The organism is Anaerobium acetethylicum (assembly GCF_900096945.1).
GTDB classification, from domain to species: Bacteria; Bacillota; Clostridia; order Lachnospirales; family Lachnospiraceae; genus Anaerobium; species Anaerobium acetethylicum.
Genome location: NZ_FMKA01000028.1, coordinates 1 through 24,377, shown reverse-complemented (window position 1 = coordinate 24,377; position 24,377 = coordinate 1). Strand labels below are relative to the sequence as shown.

The window sequence follows — 24,377 nt, the reverse complement described above, 5'->3', positions numbered from 1 at the left end:
CCTCCTTAGTCAAATAGTACGCCTGCTGGCAGCTTGATTTGAAAACCATACACAAACATGGCATACAGGCAAGCTGTAACAAGGATTGATATAATAATTGCAACAATTGGCTTAATCTCACTATTACCCTTCAGGTCATAGATAAATGCATAAGTTGCAAATGGTGTCGTAATTACAAATCCTAAGTATGTCATCGCAATCGCATAGACAACGAGCATAAGGAAGCTCTTTGTAATCTTCAGAATTCCGCCCTTTGGGAAATATGGTTTTTCTTCAATCTTGTGCTCCTTCACCCCCTTAACGATCAGGGCAACGGCACTCATAGCTATTAGTACAATTGATACATATGGTAATAATCTTGGTCCTGGTTCCAGAAGCTTTGCAGGCATCTTAATAAACTGGATGTATACTGCAAAGAAAGCACATCCGATCAGACCTACAATACCTGTTGTAGTGTCTCTTCTTAGTTTCATATAAATCTCCCTCTTTTATTATGTCCTGGGAGAAAATACACCCCCAGGACATCTGAATTGTCGCCATTATGAATAGAATACGGATTATTCTTGTACAAATAATCCTAAATCTTTTGAAATTTCTACATCCTGTGCATACTCTTCCTCCTGGATCTTTTGAGATTCTTCAAGGTCATGCCATCCCGGAATGTTGCCAACGCTTGCAATTCCATCGCTTACAGTTGAGTCCTCGCATACGGCCTGCATTGCAGCGTTCATGTTCTTAACCATCGTTTCATCCATCCCTGCTGGTCCAAGGAGATAATGGAACACCGCAAGGTAGCAATCGTCAAAGCCCTGCTCCTGTAATGTCTTGTAATTGTCCGGTAGTGTCTCCGGATACTCTGAGATTGTTGTTCCATCACTTGATACAGTACCAATAACCTTAATTTTACCAGCTTTCTCATATTCAACAGCATTGCCAACGCCTACAACACCGATATCAATAAAACCACCTGCAAGGTTTGTAAGACGATCCGACTCAGAAGCACACTCAACTGAGTTAAGCTCGATTCCAGTTGCCTTTGTGATCACACCAAAAAGGATTGTGTTCGCTCCTGCTGCCGGCATACCTGCATTCAACTCACCCGGATGAGCCTTTGCATAATCTACAAAGCCCGCAAAATCATCGTATGGCGCATCTGCTGGGACTGCAAGTGTTGAGAAACCGTTATCCTGAAGACAGGCGATTACTGTAAAGTCCTTCATAGGATTTACTTCTGCATTTCCTGTAATGTACTGAATGTTCAGTGCTGATGTTGCAACCGTAAGTGTTGTACCATCCGGCTTAGCAGAAGCTACCGTCTGATGGCCTATGGTATTGCTGTCGTAGTTGGTTACCGTTGTCTTTAATCCGTAGATACGATTAAGGCCTTCGCTGTAGTAACGAATACCCAAATCCGAACCACCACCTGCTTTACCAGGTACAACAAGTGTAATCGTCTCATCCTTTGCAAATCCGATGTCATCTGCTGAAGCTGTTGCTTCTGCTGCTGTGTCTGCTGCTTTGTCTGCTGATGCAGCTGTTGAAGATTCGTTCGAGGCACCACAAGCGCTCATGCTTGCTGCCATTGCTGCAATAAGTCCTGCGGCTAAGATACTCTTAATGCTCTTTTTCATAATACTCTCTCCTTATACACTTTTTTTACATCTGTTTTTTGTTGATTTACAGGCATTTACAACCATTAATAATTATTAACAGCACCCCTGTCTTGTGTTTACATTATATACTGTGTACTACTAGGTTTACCAGCCGCAAAAAATTATGTCTTTCATACCACTTTAGTTATGGAATTTGCATTCTGCTATAGAATTTAGTACAATGTAGATAATTCGTACAATACTGCCCCCTATGTATTTGCCAGGATATTGCCTTTTGTGTATTTCAGTTTGTAAAACCTAGGCATGGACAATAGTAAAATGCATCTTGCAGAAAAAGAAAAGAGGAAATCATGACAACTCGACAGCTTTATTATCTTGTCACCATAGCGGAACAAAGCAGCTTATCCAAAGCCAGTGCTATCCTGGGAATCTCTCAGCCTGCTTTAAGCAAATTCCTCACAGACTATGAAGACTCTCTTGGTTTTCTAATCTTTTTAAGGTATCGCAGACAACTGACGCCAACCGCAATAGGAAGGTACATATTAGGTTGTGCCCAAAAAATCCTGGATGAGCAGACGCGTATGCAGCAGACTATACGTGCACTGACAGATAGTAATCACATCAGGATTCGACTTGCTACCGCTCCTAACCGAGGCGCTATTATCTATAGCAGAATCTATAATGAGTTTTCCAGGCGCTATCCAAATGTATCCTTATCCTTAACGGAACTATATGCAAGCGAGCAGGCAGGCGCTATCGCGCGGGGTCAAATCGATATTGCTATCGGATCTGGCACCTCTTCGGACAAGATTACAGACATCCCCATAGCGTATGAGGAGCTTCTTGTGTCGCTGCCCATATCCCATCCCTTATCAAATGTTGAGCAGATACGACTCGCAGATCTGTCTGACACTCCTTTTGTACTACAGGGAAAGAATCATAGTATCCGTATTCTTGCGGAAGAATTATTTAAAGAGGCAGGCTTTAACCCTGTGATAGCATTTGAATCCAATGACGTCATACTCATTGATTCTATGCTGCATCAGGCAGTAGGAGCAGGCCTTGTGTCTCATGCACATGTATTCCCGTGCAGGGAACTGGCATACAGACCCTTAGACCCGCCTGTCAATCAGACGCTGCACATTCGCTATCCTCTCGGGCATACGCTGACAGAACCCGAGCGCTATCTTGCCGGACTGTTAATTAGGGAGAGGCTGTCTGATTCCCGCTATTCTGCCATACCCTCAAGCGAGGTGACGGACCTGCTTAACTGCGTCAACGCGGACTCCGACAGCACGTCAATTGCGAATTCCCCTGCTTCTGATGGCACCACGATTACGCCCCCTCACGTAGCTCCTGAAATCAACCTAAATACGCAGTTACTGCAATACATTATTGCCATCGTAGATGAAAAGAGCCTGACCCGCGCCGCTGAAAAGTTCTACCTGACCCAGCCCATGCTATCCAGATATCTTAGAAATGTCGAAAGCAAGCTATGTACCCAGCTATTTACCAGGGTCCATAACCGCTTGATGCCTACGAATGCGGGCAAGGTCTTCGTAAACTCATCGCGTAATATTCTACAATTTGTTATGGACATGGAAACGCATCTGCATTCTTACCGTATCGGTCACGGAGGCGGCATCTATCTTCAGTGCGACTTTGGGCTTGCAAAATACATTGAAGAACAGATCAAACGACAATTCCACGATTTGTTTCCAGATGTCAAGCTCTTTGTCAGTGAAACCAGCAGACATGATATCGAAGAATCTTTACAAAATGCTTCTGCTGATTTTGGTTTATATTTTTCCTGTTCGCCTAAGCATCCTGTTCTGGAATGCCAGATTATCGCAAAGAGTGAATTAGTATATTGTAACCCTACACAAGCATCCATGACTAAGGCGCAGGACGCTATACTACTGAATCGCTCCATATCTCCTGGACAGGTCATGTTATGCCAAAAGGGGAGTTCTCTCAGAGAAGAACAGGTTCGTATCTTTACAGATCTATATGAATCACCTGCTGAAATCACCTGCGAAGCCAATATAAGCATCCTTCTTCACCTGGCTGCCGAAGGAATCGCTGACTCTGTACTGCCTGTAGATCAACTCTCCTCCGAAGCAGCAAAACGCAGTATTCCATTTAAACAACCGCAGGAATATCATCTGATGCTGTCCCATCACCCAAGCCGTGCCTTACCGCCTTCAGCAAAAAAACTTGCACAGTTACTTAATAAAAACCTTCAAACATATTTTATTAAGGGGAAATAGCAGGCAACCATCACTTCTGCCTACCATTTCCTCTTTTCATACAATTCCAAGCATATCGGACAAACTCGTATTTACTCAAAACTCCGGCTACGCTGACAATATCATTCCAGAAGGACGGCGCTTTCAGCTTGCGGAAGTCCGTTCCCATGTAGCACATATACGGATGCTGCGAAAGGCTGTTTTCCCACAGGCTCAGCAGAACTTTCACAGAGAAGGCCGCAACCTTGGAATCCTGATATTTCGGAATATACAACAGCAAATCGGCCATAATCAGCGTCGCGTATGGGTAGCAGTCGATCTTTTCTCCGGACTGCGAAATTTGCCAAGTTCCGGAGAAACAGCGCAAGGAAATCCGTTATCACGGCATAAAGATACCAGCTGGTCAACACCAGGTTTAATGTATTCATGGTAATCCTCACCTGCCGACTTTTTACCTTATTCACATTGAATTGCTATTTCACTTCCCTCTAAAAACCTTACTACCACCTTTCCGTCCGGAAATATCTTCATATAATTCAGTACTGCCAGCATATGGTCTGTTTCCACTTCTTGATATATGCTTTTTTCTCTGCAACAATTCCATTCCAGGCTTCAATAAAAATCTGATGCAAATTCTCTTCATCAATATGCCGATTGGTGCATCCCCTGACTCCTTTTACCCTATACCGTTCTGAACATTGCCAGACCTCTGGTTCTATAATCGCTTCATGGTCATCTTTAATATAAAAACTACGTATCTGCAAGCTCTTCAGGAAGCAGCCATGAGATATCTATCTCGTTGGCACGTTTCAGAATTTTTGACACGGTATTTCTGGAACATAGTACACAGAGTGCACTGTTATCCGTTCGCAGAATCCCAGGTTTTTCAGTCTGAGAATTTCACGATACTTGGTCATGATAATAACCTCCTTCACAATGAATTTACCTCTGATAGATAAGCTCCTGATTTTAGATTGGATTCCATAGCTGCAGACAAAAAAATACCTGACAGCGCACGCCTCTCAAGGTCCGCCATCAGGTATTCATTTTAACACCCCTGCTGTTTTCAGCCATTTTTACACATTTCTATCTACTAAAAACACAGGTTCATATTCTTCACAAAAGCCCGCTAACCCGCATGAAATCAAGGCTTCTTCGAGAGCAACACTACTGTCTCAACATGCACAGTCATTGGGAACATATCAACCGGCTGCACCTTCTCAATCCCATATCCCCTCTCGCAGAGATACTTCAGATCCCTCGCCAGCGTTGCCGAATCGCAGGACACATACACGACCCTCGCCGGATTCATCTGCACGATGGTTTCCAGGAGGCTTTCTTCACAGCCCTTCCTCGGCGGGTCAACGACGATGACGTCTGCATGAATATTCTCATTTTTATATTTTTCAGGCAGCACTTCCTCAGCCTTGCCCACGTAAAATTCCGCATTGCTGATGCCGTTCAGTTTTGCGTTGCTCTTCGCATCGGCGATTGCCTCGGGCACGATCTCGACGCCGTATACCTGCTTTGCCTTTTTTGCAAGGAAAAGCGATATGGTTCCGATTCCGCAGTAGAGGTCCCACACCGTCTCGTTTCCGGTGAGTCCTGCATAATCAAGGGCTGTCTCGTAGAGTTTCCTTGTCTGTACAGGGTTGATCTGATAGAAAGAAAGCGGGGAAATCTGGTATTTCACATCGCCGATGTAGTCGGTGATGGTGTCGCTTCCCCAGAGGTTGACCACCTCGGTTCCAAGGATCACATTGGTCGCCTTCTTATTGATGTTGATTGAAATGCTTGTCATTCCCGGGATCTCGCACAGGCTTTCCACCAGCTTTTCCGCTGACGGGAGCCTTCGTCCGTTTATGACCACGCATACCATGATTTCCTTTGTCGTGAAGCCGTAGCGGATCAGGATGTGACGCACAAGACCTTCTCCATTTTCCTCATTATAGGGTTTCACGTGGTTCTCATTCATGAAGGCAAGTATCTTTTTAAGGATTTCCTCGTTGACGGGCGCGCCGAGACAGCAGTCGGTGTTGCTGATGATGCTGTGGGTCCTTCCCGCATAGAATCCTGTAATGATATTTCCATCCTTATCCGTTCCAACCGGGAACTGGGCCTTGTTCCTGTAGTGGTAAGGCTCCTCCATGCCGATGATCGGAAGCACGGTGATATCTTCGAAGCCGCCGATCCTCTGGAGATGGTTCCTGACCTTGTTCTCCTTGTATTTCAGCTGCTCCGCATAATCCAGGGCCTGGATCTGGCAGCCGCCGCACTGTGCCGCAACGGCGCATTTCGGTTCGACCCGGTGGGGGGATGGCTTCAGGATCTTCATGAGCCTTCCGTACCCGTAGTTCTTTTTGGCCTTGGTGACCCTGGCCTCTATCTCATCTCCGGTCACGGCATCCTTGACGAAAAGGGGATAGCCGTCAATCTTGCCGATTCCCTCTCCGTCTGACCCCATATCCAGGATCTCTATTTTTACGATTTCATTTTTCTTGAATTCCATTCGTTTTCACACCTTTCAGACCTTTTACAGCCCGACTTTCTGATATCCGGCTTAATCAGCCTTTTATTTCTCGACTTCCTGATGTTCGACTCAACAAGCCTCTTATAAGCTCGACTTCCTGATATTCGATTCAAACAGCCTGTTGTATCCCAGCCATTCAGGCTTTCCGTCAGATGATCCAAGGACTTCCGTCATGGTCTGCAGCTTCGCATCCGTGTTGTCGGCAAAGTTCAGGGCAAGCGCCTCCGGTATTGCCGGCTTTTTAGGGGAGCCGAATTCCAGCTCTCCATGATGGGAAAGTATGCAGTGCTGCAGTTCGCTTGAAAGCTTCGCCGGGAAATCCGGTATGGTTCCAATTCTTTCTGCTACCTGCATGGTTCCGATCATGATGTGGCCAAGAAGCTGGCCGTCGTCAGTGTAATCGTTCTCCGGAAATCTTGATATTTCCTTCATCTTACCGATATCGTGGAAAAGGGCAGCCGAAAAAAGAAGGTCCCTGTTCAGGATCGGATAGTTCTTCGAATAGAAGTCGCAAAGCTTTACCACACCCAGCGTATGTTCCAGAAGTCCACCCACAAAGCCGTGGTGCACGCTTTTTGCTGCCGAATGGTACTGGAATGCCTTTGCAAATTCCTCGTCGTCTATAAAAAAGCTGTTTACCAGCTTTGAAAGATATTCGTTTTTAATCTTATTTACATAACCAGTAAGTTCGGCATACATCTCGCCGATGTCTTTTGTGCTTACCGGAAGGAAATCCTTCGGATCATATTCGCCTTCGCGGCACTTCCTGATCCTCTTTACGTTCAGCTGCAATATACCGTTAAAGGATATGATATCCCCCATAACCTCTATATAATCAAGGGCTTCAAAGTCGTCGATTCCCTGTGAATTCGGATCCCATATTTTCGCATCGATTGTTCCTGTCTTGTCCTGCAGGATTACCGTCTCATATGGCTTTCCATTCTTTGTCATTGCCGACTGTTTAAATTTGCACAGGTAGATGTCCGCTACTCTCTCGCCCTCGCGCAGTGTCTCTATATATTTCATGTTTTCTCCTTCCAAACTAATACTGCTCCGTTCCAGACCGGGTCTATGCCCGCCGGAACTTTTATTCTATTTTTATTTTAAGCTTCCCAAAGTCACGATAAACGCGATTTCCTTGTAACCTTCGCTTCCATGACGCATTACTTTTACTTCCACGACCTGTCCCGGCGCATATCTTACAAGCCTGTTCTCAAAATCCATCAGGGATGTCACCTTTTCATCATCAAAGCTTACAATAATGTCCCCGCTCTGGATTCCGGATGTCATCGCCGGCGAATCGATTGCCGTTTCAGTCACATAAACGCCCCTTGGAATTTCCATTTTGATCGCTATCGTGTCCGTCACTTCTATGCCTTTGATTCCGAAGTACACGATATCCTGATTATTGGACAATTTTTCTATCAGCCCTTTGATTTCTGAAACAGACAACGCCACAACCGTATTCTGGCTGCTTTCCGTTCCATATTTCTGGGCGATTACGCCGATTACCTCTCCGTCTGTATTGATGATTGTTCCGCTTCCCTGGCTGCTTCCTATGATATCCGTGTTGATCAGGTCATAATTCACATCCAGCGTCGAAACTGTATTTTTGCACGACGTTATGAAACCGTGGAAAACGGAATTCGGATAGCCGAGAGGGCTTCCAAGGGCCATGACAGGCTCTCCCTGCCCTGCCGAATAGGAATTCCCAAGAGTCGCGATTTCCACCTTGTCCAGAGTCTCCTTCTTCATCCCCGCAATAGGAACGCCGATGACTGCAAGTCCGGTATTTGCATCGTATCTCTTAATGGTAGCCGTCTCCATGTCCTTATTTACAAAGGTCACCTGAATTTCATCCGCACCTTCGATGGCGCTTCTTTCCGTCAGGATCAGCAGCTCCAGTCCGTTATTTCCGACAATGGTTCCCGAGACCTGCCCCTGGCTTTCATACGTGTTGTTGAACCAGTCAACATCGCTTGTGCGCGCAGTTACGGTCACCATAAAACATTCGGCAAGGTCAGCGACCTTATAGAGTTCTTTATAGATCGTTTCGTAGTCTCCGACATTCAGTTCCCGGGGTGCTGCCTCTGCAACAGGCTCCTGCTGGTTTCCGCCTTCGACCTGTGCATTTCCGTTCTCTTCTGCGGCTTCCTCGTCTTTCGGTATGGTAATCGCTGACACTTCTTCCTTTGCGAACAGGCTTTCCGCAAAGGGCTTCGTAAGCACAGACATAAAGCAGGCAATGATCCCGAATAATGCTGCCGCTCCGATGAATCCCACCGCTTTCAGGACAGCTTTTTTCTTATCTAAAGGTTTCGCTTTAATTTTTTCCGTGATAAAGCGGAATTCTTCCTCTTTTTTATTTTCCACAGACATTGGAAATCTCCTTTTTACTAAATCATCAATACGCACAACGCATCACAAATCCAGAGAGCAAAATATTTTTTGACCCCTGCATCATAGTTTTAAACCATGTTAATATCCTATCAGAAATTTGTGAACGGTATATGAAATAAGTGTAAATAAAGCAGAGACGCTCTGCAACAGACCAAACAACAGGCCCCTTTATGCTTCACAGAGCCAGGTTTTTTAAGAAATTTGATTATAAAGCGTGTTATTGTTCACGAAGTGGACAGTAACCTTTGATTATCATGAATTAAATGAAACTCACATTTATGTGTTTTCATTTACTATATTATAGGTTAAAATAATAAGGGTGTAAACATAATTTTTTCAGATATTATCTGCCTTCAGGAGCATTCCGCGGTCCATCCGGGGCATGCTCCGTCAGAACTTATAGGAGATTTAAACAATGAACAGCAAAGCACTAAAGACTTTAGAATATAATAAAATAATTGACCGCCTGGCAGCCTATGCTTCCTCACTTATGGGAAAAGAGGCCTGCCGGAACCTGGTACCCGCCTCTGATCTCGAGGAAATACGCCTCGCCCTGGTCAACACCTCAGATGCCCTGAGCCGCATCTTCGAAAAGGGAAGCATTTCCTTTTCAGGCGTCAAGGATGTCCGCGGTTCCTTAAAAAGACTGGAAATCGGCAGCGTGCTCAGCTCCGAGGAGCTTCTCAGGATCTGCACCCTGCTCGAGAACACCAACAGGGTCAAGGCATTTTCCAGGCGCGAGCATGCCAACACGCCGCCCGATTCCCTTGATGCGATGTTCTCGGCCCTCGAGCCTCTGACGCCTCTTTCTTCGGAAATCAGAAGATGCATCCCGGCCGAAGACGAAATCAGCGACGACGCCAGCAGCAATCTGAAGCATATCAGGCGGACGATCCAGCAGACAAACGACAAGATACATTCGCAGCTGACTTCCATGGTGAGCGGCTCCGCAAGGACCTATCTGCAGGATGCCCTTATCACAATGAGGAACGGCAGATACTGCCTTCCTGTAAAATCCGAATACCGCGGCCAGGTGCCGGGCATGATCCACGACCAGTCCTCGACAGGGGCCACACTTTTCATCGAGCCTATGTCCGTCGTCAAGCTGAACAACGACCTGAAGGAGCTCTCCATCAGGGAAGCCGACGAAATCGAGGTTATCCTTGCTGACCTGAGCGCGCAGGTCGCCGAGTATATCGAAGCGATTGCCGGTAATTTTTCCATCCTGACCGAGCTGGATTTCATTTTTGCAAAAGCCCTCCTTTCGAAGGATTATAACGGCACGGAACCCATATTCAACACCGCAGGAAGAATCAATATCAAAAAAGGGCGCCATCCGCTCCTTGACAAAAAGAATGTCGTTCCCATAGACATCCACCTCGGAAGGGATTTTGATCTTCTGATCGTGACAGGACCAAATACAGGCGGCAAGACCGTGTCCCTGAAGACCGTCGGCCTCCTCACCCTGATGGGACAGGCCGGCCTTCACATACCCGCCTTCGACAAGTCAGAGCTCGCCCTTTTCGAAGAGGTCTATGCCGATATCGGCGACGAGCAGAGCATCGAGCAGAGCCTGAGTACCTTCTCCTCCCATATGACCAACATCGTCTCCATCCTGCAGCACGCGGACGAGAGATCCCTGGTCCTCTTCGACGAGCTTGGTGCCGGAACCGACCCTACGGAGGGTGCCGCACTGGCGATTTCAGTGCTTTCCCACCTGCACAGCCGCCGCATCCGGACCATGGCGACCACCCATTACAGCGAACTCAAGGTCTATGCCCTCTCTACGGAAGGCGTTGAAAATGCATGCTGCGAATTCGATGTTGCCACACTCCGCCCAACCTACCGCCTCCTGATCGGCATACCCGGCAAGAGTAACGCCTTCGCCATTTCCAGCAAGCTCGGCCTTCCGGACTTCATCATTGAGGATGCCAAAAGCAGGCTTACTGCACAGGACGAGACCTTCGAGGACCTGATTACGGATCTTGAGACAAGCCGTGCGACAATCGAAAAGGAACAGGCTGAGATTGAACGGTATAAGAGCGAAACACAGGCCTTAAAGAAAAAGCTGGAAGAAAAGCAGGCAAGACTTGACGAGCGCAGCGAGAAAATCATCCGGGAGGCAAACGAAAAGGCCCATGAAATCCTCAGGGAAGCCAAGGAATACGCCGACCAGACAATCAAGAACTTCAACAAATACGGAAAAGAAGGCATGTCCGCCAAGGACCTGGAAAACGAGAGAAACCGCCTGAGGGGCAGGATGTCCGACGTGGAGAAAAACCTGGCCTACAAGACGAAGCCTGCAGCCAAAAAGCAGCATAAACCTGCCGACTTCAAAATCGGCGACTCAGTCAGAGTCCTGAGCCTGAATCTCAACGGAACCGTAAGCACCCTGCCGAATGCAAAGGGCGACCTTTACGTGCAGATGGGAATCCTCCGCTCCCAGATCAACATCAAGGACCTGGAGGTTATTCAGGAACCAGCCGTCACAGCATCCTCGTCAGCCACGAACAGGACTGGCGCCGGAAAGATCAAAATGGCGAAATCTTCAACTATAACTACAGAGATCAACCTGATCGGAAAAACGGTGGACGAGGCCATCGCCGTTCTTGACAAATATCTCGACGACGCCTACATCGCCCATGTGCCTCAGGTACGCATCGTACACGGCAAAGGTACCGGCGCCTTAAGAAATGGCGTACACAGCCACCTCAAACGACTGAACTACGTAAAATCATTCCGCCTCGGCGTATTCGGCGAAGGCGAAACAGGAGTGACGATCGTTGAGTTTAAATAGTAACTATACTTGTAACTATGAAGGGCGTGGTCCTGAATAGTTACTACAACTTGAAAGGGAGTACCCAATATGGTGTCAAAACAGAAAATACTCATCGTCGATGACGATGCCAGCATTGCAGAATTAATTTCCCTCTATCTTACAAAAGAATGCTTCGAAACGAAAATGGTCCACGACGGTGAATCCGCCCTGAAGGAATTCGATTCCTTCCAGCCAAACCTGATCCTCCTGGATCTTATGCTTCCGGGAATCGACGGATACCAGGTATGCCGTGAAATCAGGCAGCGATCCTCCGTACCCATCATCATGCTTTCAGCAAAAGGCGAGATCTTTGACAAAGTGCTCGGGCTCGAGCTCGGTGCTGACGATTACATCATAAAACCCTTCGACTCAAAAGAAATGGTGGCCAGGGTAAAGGCCGTTCTGCGGCGCTTCAATCCGGCACCGGCTGTACCGGCTGCCAACGAAGGGGCAAAAGTGGTGGAATATCCCGACCTCATCATAAACCTGACAAACTATTCCGTTCTTTACAACGGCGAGACCGTTGAGATGCCCCCCAAGGAGCTTGAGCTCCTCTACTTCCTTGCCTCTTCACCCAACCAGGTGTTTACAAGGGAGCAGCTTCTCGACCATATCTGGGGCTACGAATACATCGGCGACACAAGAACTGTGGACGTACATATAAAGCGTCTGCGGGAGAAAATCAAAGACCATGCCAAATGGGGACTTTCCACCGTTTGGGGAATCGGCTACAAATTCGACGTAAGAAGTTAAAACTAACACGCAGCAAAGGAGGCCGCATACCGGATGAATAAATCCCTATACACAAAATTTCTGCTTGCTTATCTGGTTTTCGGAATCATGAGCTTTATCATAATCTCAACAATAGCCTCCGAATACACGATGAAAGAGCTGACGACAATCCGAGCCGAAGATCTTTACAAGGAGGCTTCCCTCCTTTCTTCAAAATACGGCTCAGCATATTTCAAGAACCAGTCCACTGTCGAGAGCGTCCAGACGAACCTGAGCGCAATCGCAACCTCCATATCTGCAGATATATGGATCGTGGATCCAGCCGGCCGCCTGCTGATTAGCTCAGAAGGAACCATCGCCAATGACGAACAGGTGATCCTTACCTCCTTCGACCCGACCCTCAGCGGCAGCCGTTATTACCAGATCGGCAATTTCTATGACCTGTATTCAGAAGATGTTTTGACGGTCTATTCGCCAATCACCTCCAATTTCAGGGTGCGTGGATATGTGCTGATCCACACCCCCATGTCGGGACTCGTCGAATACCGGGACAAGGTCCTTAACATCTCCTATATGTCCCTTCTGGTAATTTTTATCATGTCGCTGATCATTCTGGGGGTCTTCACCTGGATCGTCTACATCCCTCTGAAGAAGATTACCCTGGCTGCAAACGAATACGCAAAAGGAAACCTGAAATACGCACTCAACGTAACAAGCGAGGACGAGATCGGACACCTGGCCGCATCGCTTAACTACATGTCCAGCGAGCTGAGCAAGTCCGAGGAATACCAGAAAAAATTCATTTCTAATATTTCCCACGATTTCCGTTCCCCCCTCACTTCCATCAAAGGCTACCTGGAGGCCATACTAGACGGCACTATCCCTCCGGAAATGCAGGAAAAATATCTGAACATCGTGCTTTTCGAAACCGAGCGTCTGAACAAGCTTACAAGCAGCCTCCTGACACTCAATAATTTCGACATCAACAAAAACCTTCTGGACATCGTGGACTTCGACATCAACAGCATCATAAAAAGCACTGCCGCCGCATTTGAAGGTACCTGCAGAGGCAAGAAGATCAGCATCAATCTGACTTTCGCATCAAAAGATATGTATGTGTCCGCTGACGTAGGAAAGATTCAGCAGGTTCTTTACAACCTGCTCGACAATGCCATCAAATTCAGCCACAACAACTCCACAATCTACGTGGAAACCACTGAAAAAAATGAAAAGATTTTCGTATCCGTCAAGGATACAGGCATCGGAATTCCAAAAGACAGCCTGAAGAAGATCTGGGAACGCTTCTACAAGACCGATCTTTCCCGCGGAAAAGACAAAAGAGGCACAGGACTCGGACTTTCCATCGTAAAGGAAATCATCCAGTCCCATGGTGAACATATCAATGTAATAAGCACGGAAGGGGTCGGAACCGAATTCATCTTCACCCTTCCAAAATCAAAGAAATAAGGGTAAAGTAGGCGGGTGATTTTCACCCGCCCCTTATCAAAAAAAGGTACCAGGTACTGTGAACGACTGTTCACAGTACCTGGTACCTTTTTTGGGCTTTATTCCCATTTGAATTTTTTCAGGTGTCCTTCAAGATTCATGTTTTCAAAATTGTTCTGCCTCAGGGCCTCATAAAGCACCACGGCCACCGAATTTCCCAGGTTGAGGGATCTGATATCCCCGATCATCGGAATCCTGATCGCAGTGTCCTGATGATTCACTAGAATCTCCTCCGGTATCCCGGCGCTTTCCTTTCCGAACATGATGTAGCAATCAGGCTCGTAGGAGACCTCTGTGTATACGTTGGGCGCTTTGGTTGTAGCCATGTAGATTTTCGCTCCCGGATTCTTATCCAGGAAATCCTGGTAGTTGATATAGGTCGTCACATCAAGATCCTTCCAGTAGTCCATTCCCGCGCGTCTTATTTCTTTTTCATTGAGCCTGAATCCAAGGGGCTCTATCAGGTGAAGCCTGGTGCCTGTTGCAACGCAGGTCCTCCCGATATTTCCTGTATTCGCCGGAATTTCCGGTTCGTAAAGCACGATGTTCAATGCTGCCATTTTTCTTCCTCCATGCCTGCTTAATTGCATTTTTCGGCTCTGAGCCTTTCTACGAATCTGTTGATTCGTTCCAGGGCAAGCTTCAGGTTTTCCAGAGAGTAGGCATAGGAAATCCTTAAAAATCCCTCGCCGCAGCTTCCGAATGCCGTTCCCGGAACTACCGCAACCTTTTCCTCTTTCAGGAGCCTTGTTGCAAACTCATCCGAAGTCATTCCGAATTCCCTGATGCATGGGAATACATAAAATGCGCCGAACGGTTCGAAGCATTCAAGCTTCATTTCCTTGAAGGCATTGACCAGGAACCGCCGCCTCTGGTCATAGGCCTCCCGCATGGCAGCCACGTCTTCATCCCCGTTTTTCAGGGCTTCGACTGCAGCATACTGGCTTGTGGTAGGTGCGCACATGATTGCGAACTGGTGTATTTTGATCATCTGTTCGATGATTTCTTTTGGTCCTACTGCATATCCAAGCCTCCAGCCTGTCATGGCATATGCTTTGGAAAAGCCGTTAATCAGGATTGTTCTTTCCTTCATTCCCGGGAACTCTGCAATCGACACATGATTGCCGCTGTAGCTGAGCTCCGAGTATATTTCGTCCGTGATTACAAAAATATCTTTTTCTATGACCACTTCGACAATTTCCTTCAGCTCTTCCCTTGTCATGATTGCGCCTGTAGGGTTGTTGGGAAACGGAAGGATCAGAATTTTTGTCTTTGGCGTGATTCCATCCAGAAGCTCCTGCCTTGTGAGCTTGAACTGGTTTTCGGCCTTCAGCTCGATTACCACCGGAACACCGTCCGCAAGCACCGTGCATGGCAGGTAGGAAACATAGCTTGGCTGCGGGATAAGCACCTCATCTCCAGGATTGATCATCGCCCTGAGGGCAAGGTCAATTGCTTCGCTTCCGCCTACCGTGACCAGGGTTTCAAGGTTATAGTCATAGTCCAGACCGACTCTTCTCTTTAAATATTTGCAGATTTCAACCTTCAGTTCCTTGAGCCCTGCATTGGATGTATAGAATGTGCGCCCCTTTTCAAGGGAATAGATTCCCTCATCCCTGATATGCCATGGGGTGTCAAAATCAGGTTCCCCAACGCCCAGAGAGATTGCATCCTTCATTTCACTTACAATATCGAAAAACTTTCTGATTCCGGACGGCTCAATGCTGATTACTTTATCTGATAATGGATTTCTCATGGAGTCACCAGCATCCTTTCATCTTTTGAACCCTGGACCAGAACAGTGCCATGATCCTTGTATTTTTTCAGTACAAAATGGGTAGCCGTGCTCAGGATCGCTTCCTGGGGAGCCAGCTTGTCCGATACGAACTGGGCAACATCCCTCATTGTCTTTCCTTCGATGATGACAGTAAAATCGAATCCGCCTGACATCAGGTATACGGCATTTACTTCGGGATAGTTGTAGATTCTTTCTGCAATCCTGTCGAAGCCCTGTCCTCTCTGAGGAGTGACCCTTACTTCAATCAATGCAGTGACCTTTTCGTTGTTTGTCTTTTCCCAGTCGATCAGCGTATGGTATCCGCAGATTACCTTTTCCTGTTCCATTGCCGAAAGCTCATTGGCTACTTCAGCTTCTTCCATCCCAAGCAGAACTGCCAGATCCTTGATATCGATTCTGCTGTTCTTCTCGATATACGATAAAATCTTCTCTCTCATGTCACTCATCTCCAATTGATTATTTTATGGTAACTGTTCAGAACCCCTGTCTCGCGAGGTGTTTTTATGCTGAATTTGCATAAAAACCCGGGACATTTTATATTCATCATCGTAATCATTCAGTCGGCACGGCTGATTAATCGCGATTTATATATATCTTATAAATCTCGTCGCTTTTCGGCGGCTCCAGATAACGCACCTCATCGTCATTCACGACGACTCTGTCTTTACCCTTTGTCGCCTTTCCGATTACGGCTGCCGGGATTCCTTTTTTCTCCAACGCCCGTACCAGGTCATAGCCGTTGTCGATGGCCATCAGCATGCTGCCTGAAGAAATAAGGCAGTACGGGTTTAAGTCAAAGCATTCGCAGAGTTCTACGGTTTCCTGTCTGATCGGTATTTTTTTCAGATCTATTTCAAGTCCGATGCCTGATGCTTCCGCCATTTCCCAGAGGGCTCCGAAGATTCCGCCTTCCGTAACATCATGCATGGCCGATACGCCTGCCTTGACAGCTATGCCGGCCTCCTTCACCACAGATATGTACTGGTCGAAGGATTTTGCCGTTTCAACGAGTGCTTCCGGCAGTTTTTTCAGAAGCTCTTCTTCTTTTTCCTTTGCGATTATGGAGGTGCCTTCTATGCCAAGCCATTTTGAAACTACGATGTCCTGCCCGGCTCTTGCCCCGGCCGTGGTGACCAGTGCGCCCTCTTTTACCTTGCCGACCCCCGATACCGTTATGACAGGCTGGTTGACTGCGGGCGTTACCTCCGTATGTCCTCCGATTACCTGTATGTTCAGTTCGGTGCAGGTCTTTTCTATCTGCTGCATCATTTCCTTCAGTTCTGATTCGAATACTGATTCAGGAAGCAGGATTGTGAGCATCACGCCGATCGGCTCCGCTCCGGTGGTTGCAAGGTCGTTTGCCGTGATGTGTATGGCAAGGTTTCCGATATCCTTCACCGTTCCGGTAATCGGGTCCGTTGAAAAAGCAAGGACTTCTCCCGGTTCGAGCTTCACGATTGCACAGTCTTCACCGACGCCAGCTCCGAGAAGTACCTCTTTTCTTTTATTCTTAACCTGTTTCAGTACGGAACGCTTTAAAACCGCTTCGGATACTTTTCCTACTTTCATTTCCTTATCAGCCTTTCTATGTCTCTTCTATTTTGTATCAGCTTTTGCCGCTATTCAGGCCCATGACCTTCATAGTCACAGGTCTTCTGAACAGTTGCCAGCCTGTAACTGTTCAGAACCCCTGTCCCGCGAGGTTTTTTATGCTGATTTTGCATAAAAACCCGAGACATGCATGCGCCAAATTGCTGACTATGCAATTTGTGTGCATCATCTGTGACTATGAAGGATGTAGTCCTGAATAGTTACGCCAGCCTTTACTGTGCTGCCGGAGTTTCCGGAACCGGATCTGTCGTTGTTCCCGGATCTGTCGTTGCAGGAGGCGTATTTACTGTCGGATCAGTCACTTGCTGCTGTGCCGCAGCAGCTGCTGCCGCTTCCGCCGCCGCATTCTGTGCCGCCGCCGCCTGTGCGGTCGCCTTTGCTCCCGCCGTATCTCCTGCCGCCGCCTGAGCTGCTATAGTGGCTGCCGCCTCTGCAGATGCTCCTGCTGTTCCGACGCTTACATACTTAGGCGCCGCCTTGTATGTACTTTTGTTGACTTCTTCCTTGCTTACCTGCACGCCGTTTTCATACACGATTTTGTAAAGCTTTGCAACGTATCCTCTATGAGAGGACTGGGTCACTTTCACCGTTCCGAGGGAAAGGGATGGATCTGCAGTCACCACATCCGCCGGCGGTTCAGTCGTGCTGAGTGTCTCGCTTCTGAATTCGACTTTGCGTCCTGCTGACCTTGTTTCCTGGCCGTAAATATTGAATGTGACCTTCTTTCCGCCTGTGTAGCTTTCGATATACACTGGAGCATCGCTGTTATTTTTGAATTTGAAATCCTTGTAAGTACCGGCAATTGCCGCATCTGCCGCTGGATCCACATAGGTTACGATCATGGAGTGGTTTGACCTTTCAACTACTTCCAGCTCTGCTCTCAGGACTGCATTGTAGAGGGTTGTCGAAACCTGGCAGATACCGCCTCCAACGCTGTCCACGACCATGCCGTTCAGGTATGCACCTGCCACGAAGTATCCGTTTGCAGCCGTGAAAGGACTTACCGCCTCATAAACAGAAAACGTTTCTCCCGGATACACCACTGTTCCGTTGATATGCTTAGCTCCCGTCGCAACATTGCCTGATCTGTCCGCTCCCGAACTTCCGTAGCTTGTCGTAAAGGTTCCAAGGACATCCTTTACCTTGCTCAGTTCCTCTGCTGTTCCCTTAGGTGCAACCGTATCGATTGCCAGCTCGCAGGAAGCATCCTGCTTATTCCAGGAGCCCAGGAGAAATGCTGCAATTCCTTCAACTGATTTCTCCACGTTTACCTCGACGCCCTGAGTGCCCGCAACAAAGCTGAATTCGCCGCCGTTTTTCTTAAGGGTTCCATCGACTGCTTCCACATTGTATTTTGTACATTTCTCTTCGACCATAGTCTTTATAAGCTCTGTATCTGCCTTCAGTTCGGCCTCGTATTTATGAGGCTCTTTTTCCAGATCCTTCAGGTCCTTATATCGCTTCACGATGTTTCCGGTCTTTCCAAGCTCCGAAGCTTCATCGATGATTCCTCTGTTTTCCCAGGTGAGCCCCAGTTCGCTTACTGCCGCCTTGACTTCATTTCCATTTACGTCAAATGTCAGCGTTTTATTGTTCAAATCAGCTATATAGGCATCGACTGCTGCCGCCGCCTCTTCCGTAGTCATTCCGGATATCTCTATATCCCCTACAAAAACGCCCTTGCTGATGGTGTTTTCAGTGTCATTGTCTGTTTTTTCGGTCGTTGCTTCAATTGTGTCTTCCTTCTCAGCCCCGGTTGCATATGCGGTAGTTCCAAATGTCATGATGACCATTAATAAAATCACTACAGATAGCAATCTTTCCCTAATTTTCATTTTATTTACTCCTTTTTTATTCGTTACGAATATTTTATCATACTCAACATCATTTTCAATACAAATTAGCACTAATATATTTGACATTGTCCCCTGGTTTCTGTATATTATGTGTAACTGTCCAGAGCCGTTGTCCTGCGAAGTTCTTTTATGCGTTTTTATTTCATGGGACGAACTTTCCTATGAGACAAAAAAACCGAATCCTGCATGCCCTTTCCGCCTGATCCCCGGATTAGGAAAAAAACGGAAGTACAACAGAAAGCACCATCGAAATCACCAGCATGACAATGATTACCGTCGAGACCATTTTTCTTGATTTTGAATTATTGAAATTAAACATTTTATCACCTCTTTTTTTAGAAAGGAACTTATCTATTTATGAAGCTGCCTTGGTTTACATCTATCGTCCTTTTAGTCCTGTGGTTTTCCTTCGCCCTGAAGCGGGCTTCCAGAAACATGGAAAAAGAAAGCGAAACTTTTTGGAACCGGGAGTCCCGCGCCAACAGGGCCGCAAAAAAATCTCTGGACTCTCTGGACTACATTGAAATTCCCCTTCATTCCCTGCCTTTTCCTGAAACCGAAGACAACGAGCTGCTTGCCTGCCAGGCCGGCATTTTGGAGCTGGCCGAAAAGCAGATTGTAAATCTTACGGGCATTTCCAATACAGAACTGAAGCTGGAATATGGAACTGCCAACCTGAACACCCTGATCTCCTATGACCAGAATTTCACCAGCCTTGCCAGGCTACTGTATCGCTGGGGGGTTCGCCTTGATGAACTTTCGTTAACAGAAGAAGCTGTTTCCGTACTGGAGTTCGGAGTCCGATGCCGCACCGATATCAGCGGGCATTATGCCCTCCTTGCGAAACTTTACAGCATGCAGGGACAGCCCGAAAAAATACGCCGTCTGATGGCAGATGCCGAAACGCTTGACTCCCTTATGAAACCGACGATCCTGCGGATCCTTTCGGAATCCCTGGGGGAATAGGGCCTTATATCTGGCCCGTAGGGATTTTTCCGTTATTGAAGAGGATCTTATCGATCAGTCTTGAAGCTTCATTCTTTGTCAGGGTGTCAATCCCGACAGTTATGTCTATTTTATGATATTTCATCAAATCATTCAAGTATGCTTTTTGCCTTTTTGTAATCGGGCCTTCCCTCTTCACCGGATAGATCAGCGGCTGGGGACGGAATATTTCTTTTTCCTCTTCCCAGAAATCTTCTGCCAGCCTCTGATAAAGCAGGGCTGTTGCCAGAGCATCGCTGTAGGCCCTGTGCTTGTTCTCATGGCTCAGCCTGAAGTAGCTGCTCAGATATCCGAGGGTCCTGCTTTCCAGATCCGGAAGGGTCTTTCTCGCAATCTTCAGAGTGTCGATCCCCGTTTTCTCAAAGCTCATTCCGCTGTTTACGGCGCTTCTCTTCATAAAGCTGTAGTCGAACATCAGGTTGTGGCCAAGCAGCACATGGTCGCCGCAGAAATCGATAAATTCCTTCACCGCCTCTTCGGTTTTTTTCCCCTTTGCCGCCATTTCATTGTCTATTCCTGTGATTTCCGTTATCCTTCCAGAAATCCTCATCCCCGGGTTGACCAGGGTCTCAAAGATTTCTGCCGGCTTTCCGTCCACTATTTTTACGGCGCCGATCTCTATGATTCTGTCAGATTTGGGATTCAGCCCCGTGGTCTCCAGATCGAACGCTACGTATGAATTCAATATTTCCATCTTTTCTCTTTCTTTCCGGGAATCCTATTTGCCCGGTTTGTCAGCTGTTTTTCTCTTCTTCTTTTTTTGCGCCCCATATTCAAGGCAGTAATCCTGTAAAAAGCATTCCTCGCACCCCGGATTCCTTGCGGTGCATATTTCCCTTCCAAAGGTTATGATCTGTATGTTGTAGAGGATCCAGTGATCCTCCGGAAGCACTTTCATAAGGTCGTACTCGATCTTTTCCGGGTCCTCGGAAACTGTGAATCCAAGCCTTTTCGAAATGCGCTTTACATGGGTATCCACCACAATGCTGGGCTCGTGAAAAATATTTCCCCTGATGACATTGGCAGTCTTTCTGCCGACTCCCGGCAGTGCCGTAAGCTCCTCTATATCCCGGGGAACCTCCCCGCCGTGCTTTTCCATGATTGCTCCGGCACAGGCTTTGATGTTCCTTGCCTTATTCCTGTAGAAGCCAGTCGACCTGATGTCCTGCTCAAGCTCCACCAGGTCCGCATCTGCGAAATCCTGCAGGGACGTATACTTTTTGAACAGCTTCTCCGTAACGATATTGACTCTGGCATCTGTGCACTGGGCGCTCAGGATGGTAGCGATCAAAAGCTGCCACGGCGTCTCATGATGGAGATAGCATTTATATTCCGTTGAATACTTTTTATCCAGAAGTTCCAGTATTTCTTTCGTCCTCTTTGTCATCGGCCGCCTCCTTCTCCCTGCTCTACCACATACACAGCCGCATCCTTAGTCAGCGGATTCCTGTTCCTGTAGTCGAAAAGGACCATGTATGATCCTCTGTCTTCGCCGGCCAGGGGGGCTCCTTTTGCTGCGTTCCATTCAAACACCTCAATATGGGTCATCTTGGACAGCTGCTTATACTGGTACCCCTCATACCCCTTCAGATAGACAGGCGTTTTCTCCTCTTCCATATAGAATGCACGAATCCGCTCCTTGTGTTCCTTCAGGGCTTCTGCATCCTTTGCCCAGGACGGTCTGCTCTTGAGATTTTCGCGGGCATACAGGTCAAAAAGCAGAAGGTCTTTGTACATGCCCTCATTTTCCGGGGCATTTTCCTTCGCGAATTCCAGGAGGATATCATAACGGCCCATTCTCGAGGGACCTGCCACGCTGTATCCTCTGTCCTGATAGAACTCCCAGAGCCTGGTGTAGAGTTCAAACGGTGTTTCAAAAAGCGTCTCCAGCTGCCTTATGGAAGCAGTAAACTGGGCGCTGTTGTAGAACAGCTCGACCATTTCCTCGACCCCCTTTAGCTTCAGCACTTCGTCATAAGAAAGCCACTTTGTATACAGCACCTCATAGGGTGGGCTGCTCTTATACACGATGCCGTAGCTGCCTGCGTTGCGGTGCATCTTCGAGCCCTTCAGGACCTTCAGGAATCCCAGCTGCAGCTGGTCTGGCTTCAATGCATAGACGTCATTGAAAGAAGAGGAAAAGCTTTCGTACCCTTCATAAGGAAGTCCTGCAATCAGGTCGAGATGCTGGTGGATATTTCCGCCGCTGCGGATCTTTGCTACGACCCTGGACAGGGTTGCAAAATCCATGGTCCTGTCGATTTCCTGAATCGTTCGAGGATTTGTCGACTGGACTCCGATTTCCAGCTGTATCAGCCCCGGCCTCATGGTTCTGATCAGATCCATCTCCTCTTCATTCAGCAGATCCGCCGCGATCTCGAAATGAAAGTTTGTGATTCCGTTGTCATTCTCCTTCAGAAATCTCCAGATTTCCATGGCATGTCCGTGGCTGCAGTTGAATGTCCTGTCCACGAACTTCACCTGGGGCACCTTTTCATCAAGGAAGAATCCCAGCTCCTTTTTTACAAGTTCTGTATCCCTGAACCGCAGCTTCTTGTCGATGGAGGACAGGCAGTAGCTGCAGGAAAACGGACACCCCCGGCTCGACTCGTAATAGATGATCTTGTTTTTAAAATCCGCCATATCCTCATAGGCAAAGGGAATGCCGCTCATATCCATTACGCTGCAGGCATGATTTACGATGATATTTCCATTCCTGCCCCTGTAGGTGATGCCTTCTATTCCTGAAAAGGCAGCTTCCTCATCCTGTCTGACTGCGGATTTGCCGGCATAGTAGTGCGCCAGCTTATGGAAGGACTTTTCACCTTCCCCGGTCATGATTCCCCTGACCATGGGGAATTCCCGCAGGAACTCCTCTGCATCGTAGGAAACCTCGGGACCTCCAAGCCATATAGGGGTATCCGGCATCAGCTTGTGGAAATCCCCGATCAGAGCCCTGACATGGCTGAGGTTCCATATATAGCAGGAAAATGCGACCACATCCGGCTTCCTCTTGTAGAGGTCCTGCAGGATGTCGTCTGTATAATGGTTAATCGTATATTCTGCTATCTCGATCTGGTCCCTGTATTTTTCCGCATACGCCCTGAGGCTGTACACCGCCAGATTGGAATGTATGTATTTTGCATTCACTGCAACCAGTAAAATCTTCAACTAGAATTCTCCTCCTCCAGGACGGATTTTTCTTATGATAGGACAGTTCTTCCTATGAGATAAAAAAAGAAGGCTTCAGCAAACTCCAAAGCCCCCTTTAACGCCGTCTTACTTTATCTTATTTAATGATAACATAAATCTGCGAAGAATCAACCCCTATCGCTTGCAGCCGCCCGCATCTTACCACCCTGCTCCACGATTTTGATATGCCTGTATGGTATCTCGATTTTATTCTCCCTAAATGCCTCCAGCAGGCTCTTCCTGAGGTCGCTGCAGGTCTGGAAGTTTTCCCCGATCTCGCAGGTCCAAACCTGCACCCGAAGGGCAACTCCGTTTTCACAGATATCCCTTACAAACACTTTCACCGGCGTCTCCTCCGTAATCAGCACCAGTTCGTGGGAGGATACCAGTTCTTCCATAATTTCTATGGCTCTTGCAAGGTCAGATTCAAAGCTCACCGTGACATCCAGGAAATTGCCCGCCCTGTTGTCCGAATTGCTGTTCTTCTCAATGACCTGCTTATTCAGCACGCTATTAGGCACCACCACCTTGGAGTGGTTGAAGGTCCTTATGATCGTGTGCCTTACGGTGATGTCCTCCACAGTTCCTGTAATGTTCAGGCTTACGATCTGCAAGCGTTCGCCGATTTCAAAAGGCCTGCTCCAGGACAGCATCACCCCGCTTATAATGTCGTTCAGGCTCTCCTGGGCAGCAAAAATCACCACCGCCACGATAATGCTCGAACTGGTCAGTATCGACTGTGTGAGCTTCTGCGTCACCTCGAACTGGGATAATAAGCCGTATGTTGCCAGCACATAGATGGTCACGGATACGATGGAGCGCAGGAATTTCAAATGGATCCTGTTGCGTCTCATCAGTATCTTTCTGAACAGAAGCTTGTTCAGCCTGTTCAGGACCAGCGCAGCTGCCACGATCCCAATGCTGTAGTATATATTGTCGTTCATTTTGTTTCTCCTTACCTGTAAATGTTCCTAGGCGTTTGATAAACGCCGCAACCCATTGATTTTACTGGGTTTTATTGCTTCATTTATATAAATTTTCTCTCCGCAAGTGGTAAAATAGAGGTA

The 24,377-nt window shown here is 47.5% G+C and carries 21 protein-coding genes and 1 pseudogene; 6 read left to right on the top strand and 16 right to left on the bottom strand.

The window, feature by feature from the left end:
• Positions 1–5 precede the first annotated feature (5 nt).
• Together BJR36_RS15615 and BJR36_RS15610 are read right to left on the bottom strand one after the other, a co-directional pair.
• Positions 6–473, bottom strand: coding sequence for a tripartite tricarboxylate transporter TctB family protein (locus tag BJR36_RS15615; RefSeq protein WP_091236085.1), 468 nt, complete (start codon positions 471–473; stop codon positions 6–8).
• Between the two features lie 84 nt (positions 474–557).
• Positions 558–1,631, bottom strand: coding sequence for a tripartite tricarboxylate transporter substrate binding protein (locus tag BJR36_RS15610; protein ID WP_091236084.1), 1,074 nt, complete (start codon positions 1,629–1,631; stop codon positions 558–560).
• 332 nt (positions 1,632–1,963) lie between these two features.
• Between BJR36_RS15610 and BJR36_RS21185 the strand changes: the two are divergent.
• A pseudogene (locus BJR36_RS21185) lies at positions 1,964–2,137 on the top strand (LysR family transcriptional regulator); the annotation flags it as partial.
• Positions 2,138–2,194: 57 nt separating this feature from the next.
• Positions 2,195–3,883 (top strand): LysR substrate-binding domain-containing protein, encoded by a 1,689-nt coding sequence (locus BJR36_RS15605; protein ID WP_242875616.1) that lies wholly within the window; start codon positions 2,195–2,197, stop codon positions 3,881–3,883.
• Positions 3,884–3,893: 10 nt separating this feature from the next.
• Here the strand turns inward: BJR36_RS15605 and BJR36_RS20395 are convergent, their stop codons facing one another.
• The 5 genes from BJR36_RS20395 to BJR36_RS15585 form a co-directional block, all read right to left on the bottom strand.
• Complete coding sequence (locus BJR36_RS20395; RefSeq protein WP_091236078.1) at positions 3,894–4,151, bottom strand: hypothetical protein; 258 nt, start codon at positions 4,149–4,151, stop codon at positions 3,894–3,896.
• Between the two features lie 247 nt (positions 4,152–4,398).
• Entirely contained in the window at positions 4,399–4,626 is a 228-nt protein-coding gene (locus BJR36_RS20580) for a hypothetical protein (protein WP_207648889.1), read from the bottom strand.
• Between the two features lie 380 nt (positions 4,627–5,006).
• Entirely contained in the window at positions 5,007–6,371 is a 1,365-nt protein-coding gene (rlmD, locus tag BJR36_RS15595; RefSeq protein ID WP_091236076.1) for a 23S rRNA (uracil(1939)-C(5))-methyltransferase RlmD, read from the bottom strand.
• A gap of 102 nt (positions 6,372–6,473) precedes the next feature.
• Complete coding sequence (locus BJR36_RS15590; protein WP_091236074.1) at positions 6,474–7,418, bottom strand: 3'-5' exoribonuclease YhaM family protein; 945 nt, start codon at positions 7,416–7,418, stop codon at positions 6,474–6,476.
• A 72-nt stretch (positions 7,419–7,490) separates the two neighbouring features.
• A complete protein-coding gene (locus BJR36_RS15585; protein WP_091236072.1) occupies positions 7,491–8,771 on the bottom strand; it encodes a S1C family serine protease in 1,281 nt (426 codons plus the stop codon).
• Between the two features lie 436 nt (positions 8,772–9,207).
• Between BJR36_RS15585 and BJR36_RS15580 the strand changes: the two genes are divergently transcribed.
• The 3 genes from BJR36_RS15580 (at position 9,208) to BJR36_RS15570 (ending at position 13,809) form a co-directional block, all read left to right on the top strand.
• Complete coding sequence (locus BJR36_RS15580) at positions 9,208–11,589, top strand: endonuclease MutS2 (RefSeq protein WP_091236070.1); 2,382 nt, start codon at positions 9,208–9,210, stop codon at positions 11,587–11,589.
• A gap of 69 nt (positions 11,590–11,658) precedes the next feature.
• Positions 11,659–12,363, top strand: coding sequence for a response regulator transcription factor (locus BJR36_RS15575; RefSeq protein ID WP_091236068.1), 705 nt, complete (start codon positions 11,659–11,661; stop codon positions 12,361–12,363).
• 33 nt (positions 12,364–12,396) lie between these two features.
• Positions 12,397–13,809: a sensor histidine kinase gene (locus BJR36_RS15570; protein ID WP_091236065.1), complete on the top strand. Its 1,413-nt coding sequence runs from the start codon at positions 12,397–12,399 to the stop codon at positions 13,807–13,809.
• A gap of 98 nt (positions 13,810–13,907) precedes the next feature.
• Here the strand turns inward: BJR36_RS15570 and BJR36_RS15565 are convergent, their stop codons facing one another.
• The 5 genes from BJR36_RS15565 to BJR36_RS15545 all read right to left on the bottom strand — a co-directional run bounded on the left by BJR36_RS15565 (position 13,908) and on the right by BJR36_RS15545 (position 19,092).
• The gene (locus tag BJR36_RS15565) at positions 13,908–14,408 is read right to left on the bottom strand and encodes a tRNA (cytidine(34)-2'-O)-methyltransferase (RefSeq protein WP_091236063.1); all 501 of its coding nucleotides are present in this window, start codon (positions 14,406–14,408) and stop codon (positions 13,908–13,910) included.
• Between the two features lie 20 nt (positions 14,409–14,428).
• On the bottom strand, positions 14,429–15,604 hold the full coding sequence (locus tag BJR36_RS15560; protein WP_091236062.1) for an aminotransferase class I/II-fold pyridoxal phosphate-dependent enzyme: 1,176 nt from the start codon (positions 15,602–15,604) through the stop codon (positions 14,429–14,431).
• Complete coding sequence (locus BJR36_RS15555; protein ID WP_091236061.1) at positions 15,601–16,083, bottom strand: Lrp/AsnC family transcriptional regulator; 483 nt, start codon at positions 16,081–16,083, stop codon at positions 15,601–15,603. Before BJR36_RS15555 ends, BJR36_RS15560 begins: the two co-directional genes overlap by 4 nt.
• Positions 16,084–16,219: 136 nt before the next feature.
• Entirely contained in the window at positions 16,220–17,215 is a 996-nt protein-coding gene (locus BJR36_RS15550; RefSeq protein ID WP_091236058.1) for an AIR synthase family protein, read from the bottom strand.
• Between the two features lie 254 nt (positions 17,216–17,469).
• Positions 17,470–19,092 (bottom strand): VanW family protein, encoded by a 1,623-nt coding sequence (locus BJR36_RS15545; protein WP_169823736.1) that lies wholly within the window; start codon positions 19,090–19,092, stop codon positions 17,470–17,472.
• A 378-nt stretch (positions 19,093–19,470) separates the two neighbouring features.
• Here BJR36_RS15545 and BJR36_RS15540 point away from each other — a divergent pair, with 378 nt between their 5' ends.
• Positions 19,471–20,079 (top strand): globin family protein, encoded by a 609-nt coding sequence (locus tag BJR36_RS15540; protein ID WP_091236054.1) that lies wholly within the window; start codon positions 19,471–19,473, stop codon positions 20,077–20,079.
• A 4-nt stretch (positions 20,080–20,083) separates the two neighbouring features.
• Here the strand turns inward: BJR36_RS15540 and BJR36_RS15535 are convergent, their stop codons facing one another.
• From BJR36_RS15535 to BJR36_RS15520, 4 genes are all read right to left on the bottom strand, one after another.
• The gene (locus BJR36_RS15535; RefSeq protein WP_242875615.1) at positions 20,084–20,812 is read right to left on the bottom strand and encodes a 3'-5' exonuclease; all 729 of its coding nucleotides are present in this window, start codon (positions 20,810–20,812) and stop codon (positions 20,084–20,086) included.
• A gap of 24 nt (positions 20,813–20,836) precedes the next feature.
• Complete coding sequence (nth, locus tag BJR36_RS15530; RefSeq protein ID WP_091236052.1) at positions 20,837–21,505, bottom strand: endonuclease III; 669 nt, start codon at positions 21,503–21,505, stop codon at positions 20,837–20,839.
• Complete coding sequence (locus BJR36_RS15525) at positions 21,502–23,289, bottom strand: B12-binding domain-containing radical SAM protein (protein ID WP_091236050.1); 1,788 nt, start codon at positions 23,287–23,289, stop codon at positions 21,502–21,504. The genes nth and BJR36_RS15525 overlap by 4 nt, the downstream gene beginning before the upstream one ends.
• Before the next feature lie 149 nt (positions 23,290–23,438).
• Entirely contained in the window at positions 23,439–24,254 is an 816-nt protein-coding gene (locus tag BJR36_RS15520) for a mechanosensitive ion channel family protein (protein ID WP_091236048.1), read from the bottom strand.
• Positions 24,255–24,377: the final 123 nt, after the last annotated feature.

What these genes read in the sequence shown, in the direction of transcription:
- BJR36_RS15585 (WP_091236072.1), bottom strand. Translation starts at nt 8,771, where the DNA reads ATGTCTGTGGAAAATAAAAAAGAGGAAGAATTCCGCTTTATCACGGAA.
- rlmD (WP_091236076.1), bottom strand. Translation starts at nt 6,371, where the DNA reads ATGGAATTCAAGAAAAATGAAATCGTAAAAATAGAGATCCTGGATATG.
- nth (WP_091236052.1), bottom strand. Translation starts at nt 21,505, where the DNA reads ATGACAAAGAGGACGAAAGAAATACTGGAACTTCTGGATAAAAAGTAT.
- BJR36_RS15540 (WP_091236054.1), top strand. Translation starts at nt 19,471, where the DNA reads ATGAAGCTGCCTTGGTTTACATCTATCGTCCTTTTAGTCCTGTGGTTT.
- BJR36_RS15605 (WP_242875616.1), top strand. Translation starts at nt 2,195, where the DNA reads ATGCAGCAGACTATACGTGCACTGACAGATAGTAATCACATCAGGATT.
- BJR36_RS15550 (WP_091236058.1), bottom strand. Translation starts at nt 17,215, where the DNA reads ATGAAAGTAGGAAAAGTATCCGAAGCGGTTTTAAAGCGTTCCGTACTG.
- BJR36_RS15590 (WP_091236074.1), bottom strand. Translation starts at nt 7,418, where the DNA reads ATGAAATATATAGAGACACTGCGCGAGGGCGAGAGAGTAGCGGACATC.
- BJR36_RS15615 (WP_091236085.1), bottom strand. Translation starts at nt 473, where the DNA reads ATGAAACTAAGAAGAGACACTACAACAGGTATTGTAGGTCTGATCGGA.
- BJR36_RS15575 (WP_091236068.1), top strand. Translation starts at nt 11,659, where the DNA reads ATGGTGTCAAAACAGAAAATACTCATCGTCGATGACGATGCCAGCATT.
- BJR36_RS15555 (WP_091236061.1), bottom strand. Translation starts at nt 16,083, where the DNA reads ATGAGAGAGAAGATTTTATCGTATATCGAGAAGAACAGCAGAATCGAT.
- BJR36_RS15610 (WP_091236084.1), bottom strand. Translation starts at nt 1,631, where the DNA reads ATGAAAAAGAGCATTAAGAGTATCTTAGCCGCAGGACTTATTGCAGCA.
- BJR36_RS15545 (WP_169823736.1), bottom strand. Translation starts at nt 19,092, where the DNA reads ATGAAAATTAGGGAAAGATTGCTATCTGTAGTGATTTTATTAATGGTC.
- BJR36_RS20395 (WP_091236078.1), bottom strand. Translation starts at nt 4,151, where the DNA reads ATGGCCGATTTGCTGTTGTATATTCCGAAATATCAGGATTCCAAGGTT.
- BJR36_RS15535 (WP_242875615.1), bottom strand. Translation starts at nt 20,812, where the DNA reads ATGGAAATATTGAATTCATACGTAGCGTTCGATCTGGAGACCACGGGG.
- BJR36_RS15580 (WP_091236070.1), top strand. Translation starts at nt 9,208, where the DNA reads ATGAACAGCAAAGCACTAAAGACTTTAGAATATAATAAAATAATTGAC.
- BJR36_RS15565 (WP_091236063.1), bottom strand. Translation starts at nt 14,408, where the DNA reads ATGGCAGCATTGAACATCGTGCTTTACGAACCGGAAATTCCGGCGAAT.
- BJR36_RS15560 (WP_091236062.1), bottom strand. Translation starts at nt 15,604, where the DNA reads ATGAGAAATCCATTATCAGATAAAGTAATCAGCATTGAGCCGTCCGGA.
- BJR36_RS15570 (WP_091236065.1), top strand. Translation starts at nt 12,397, where the DNA reads ATGAATAAATCCCTATACACAAAATTTCTGCTTGCTTATCTGGTTTTC.
- BJR36_RS15520 (WP_091236048.1), bottom strand. Translation starts at nt 24,254, where the DNA reads ATGAACGACAATATATACTACAGCATTGGGATCGTGGCAGCTGCGCTG.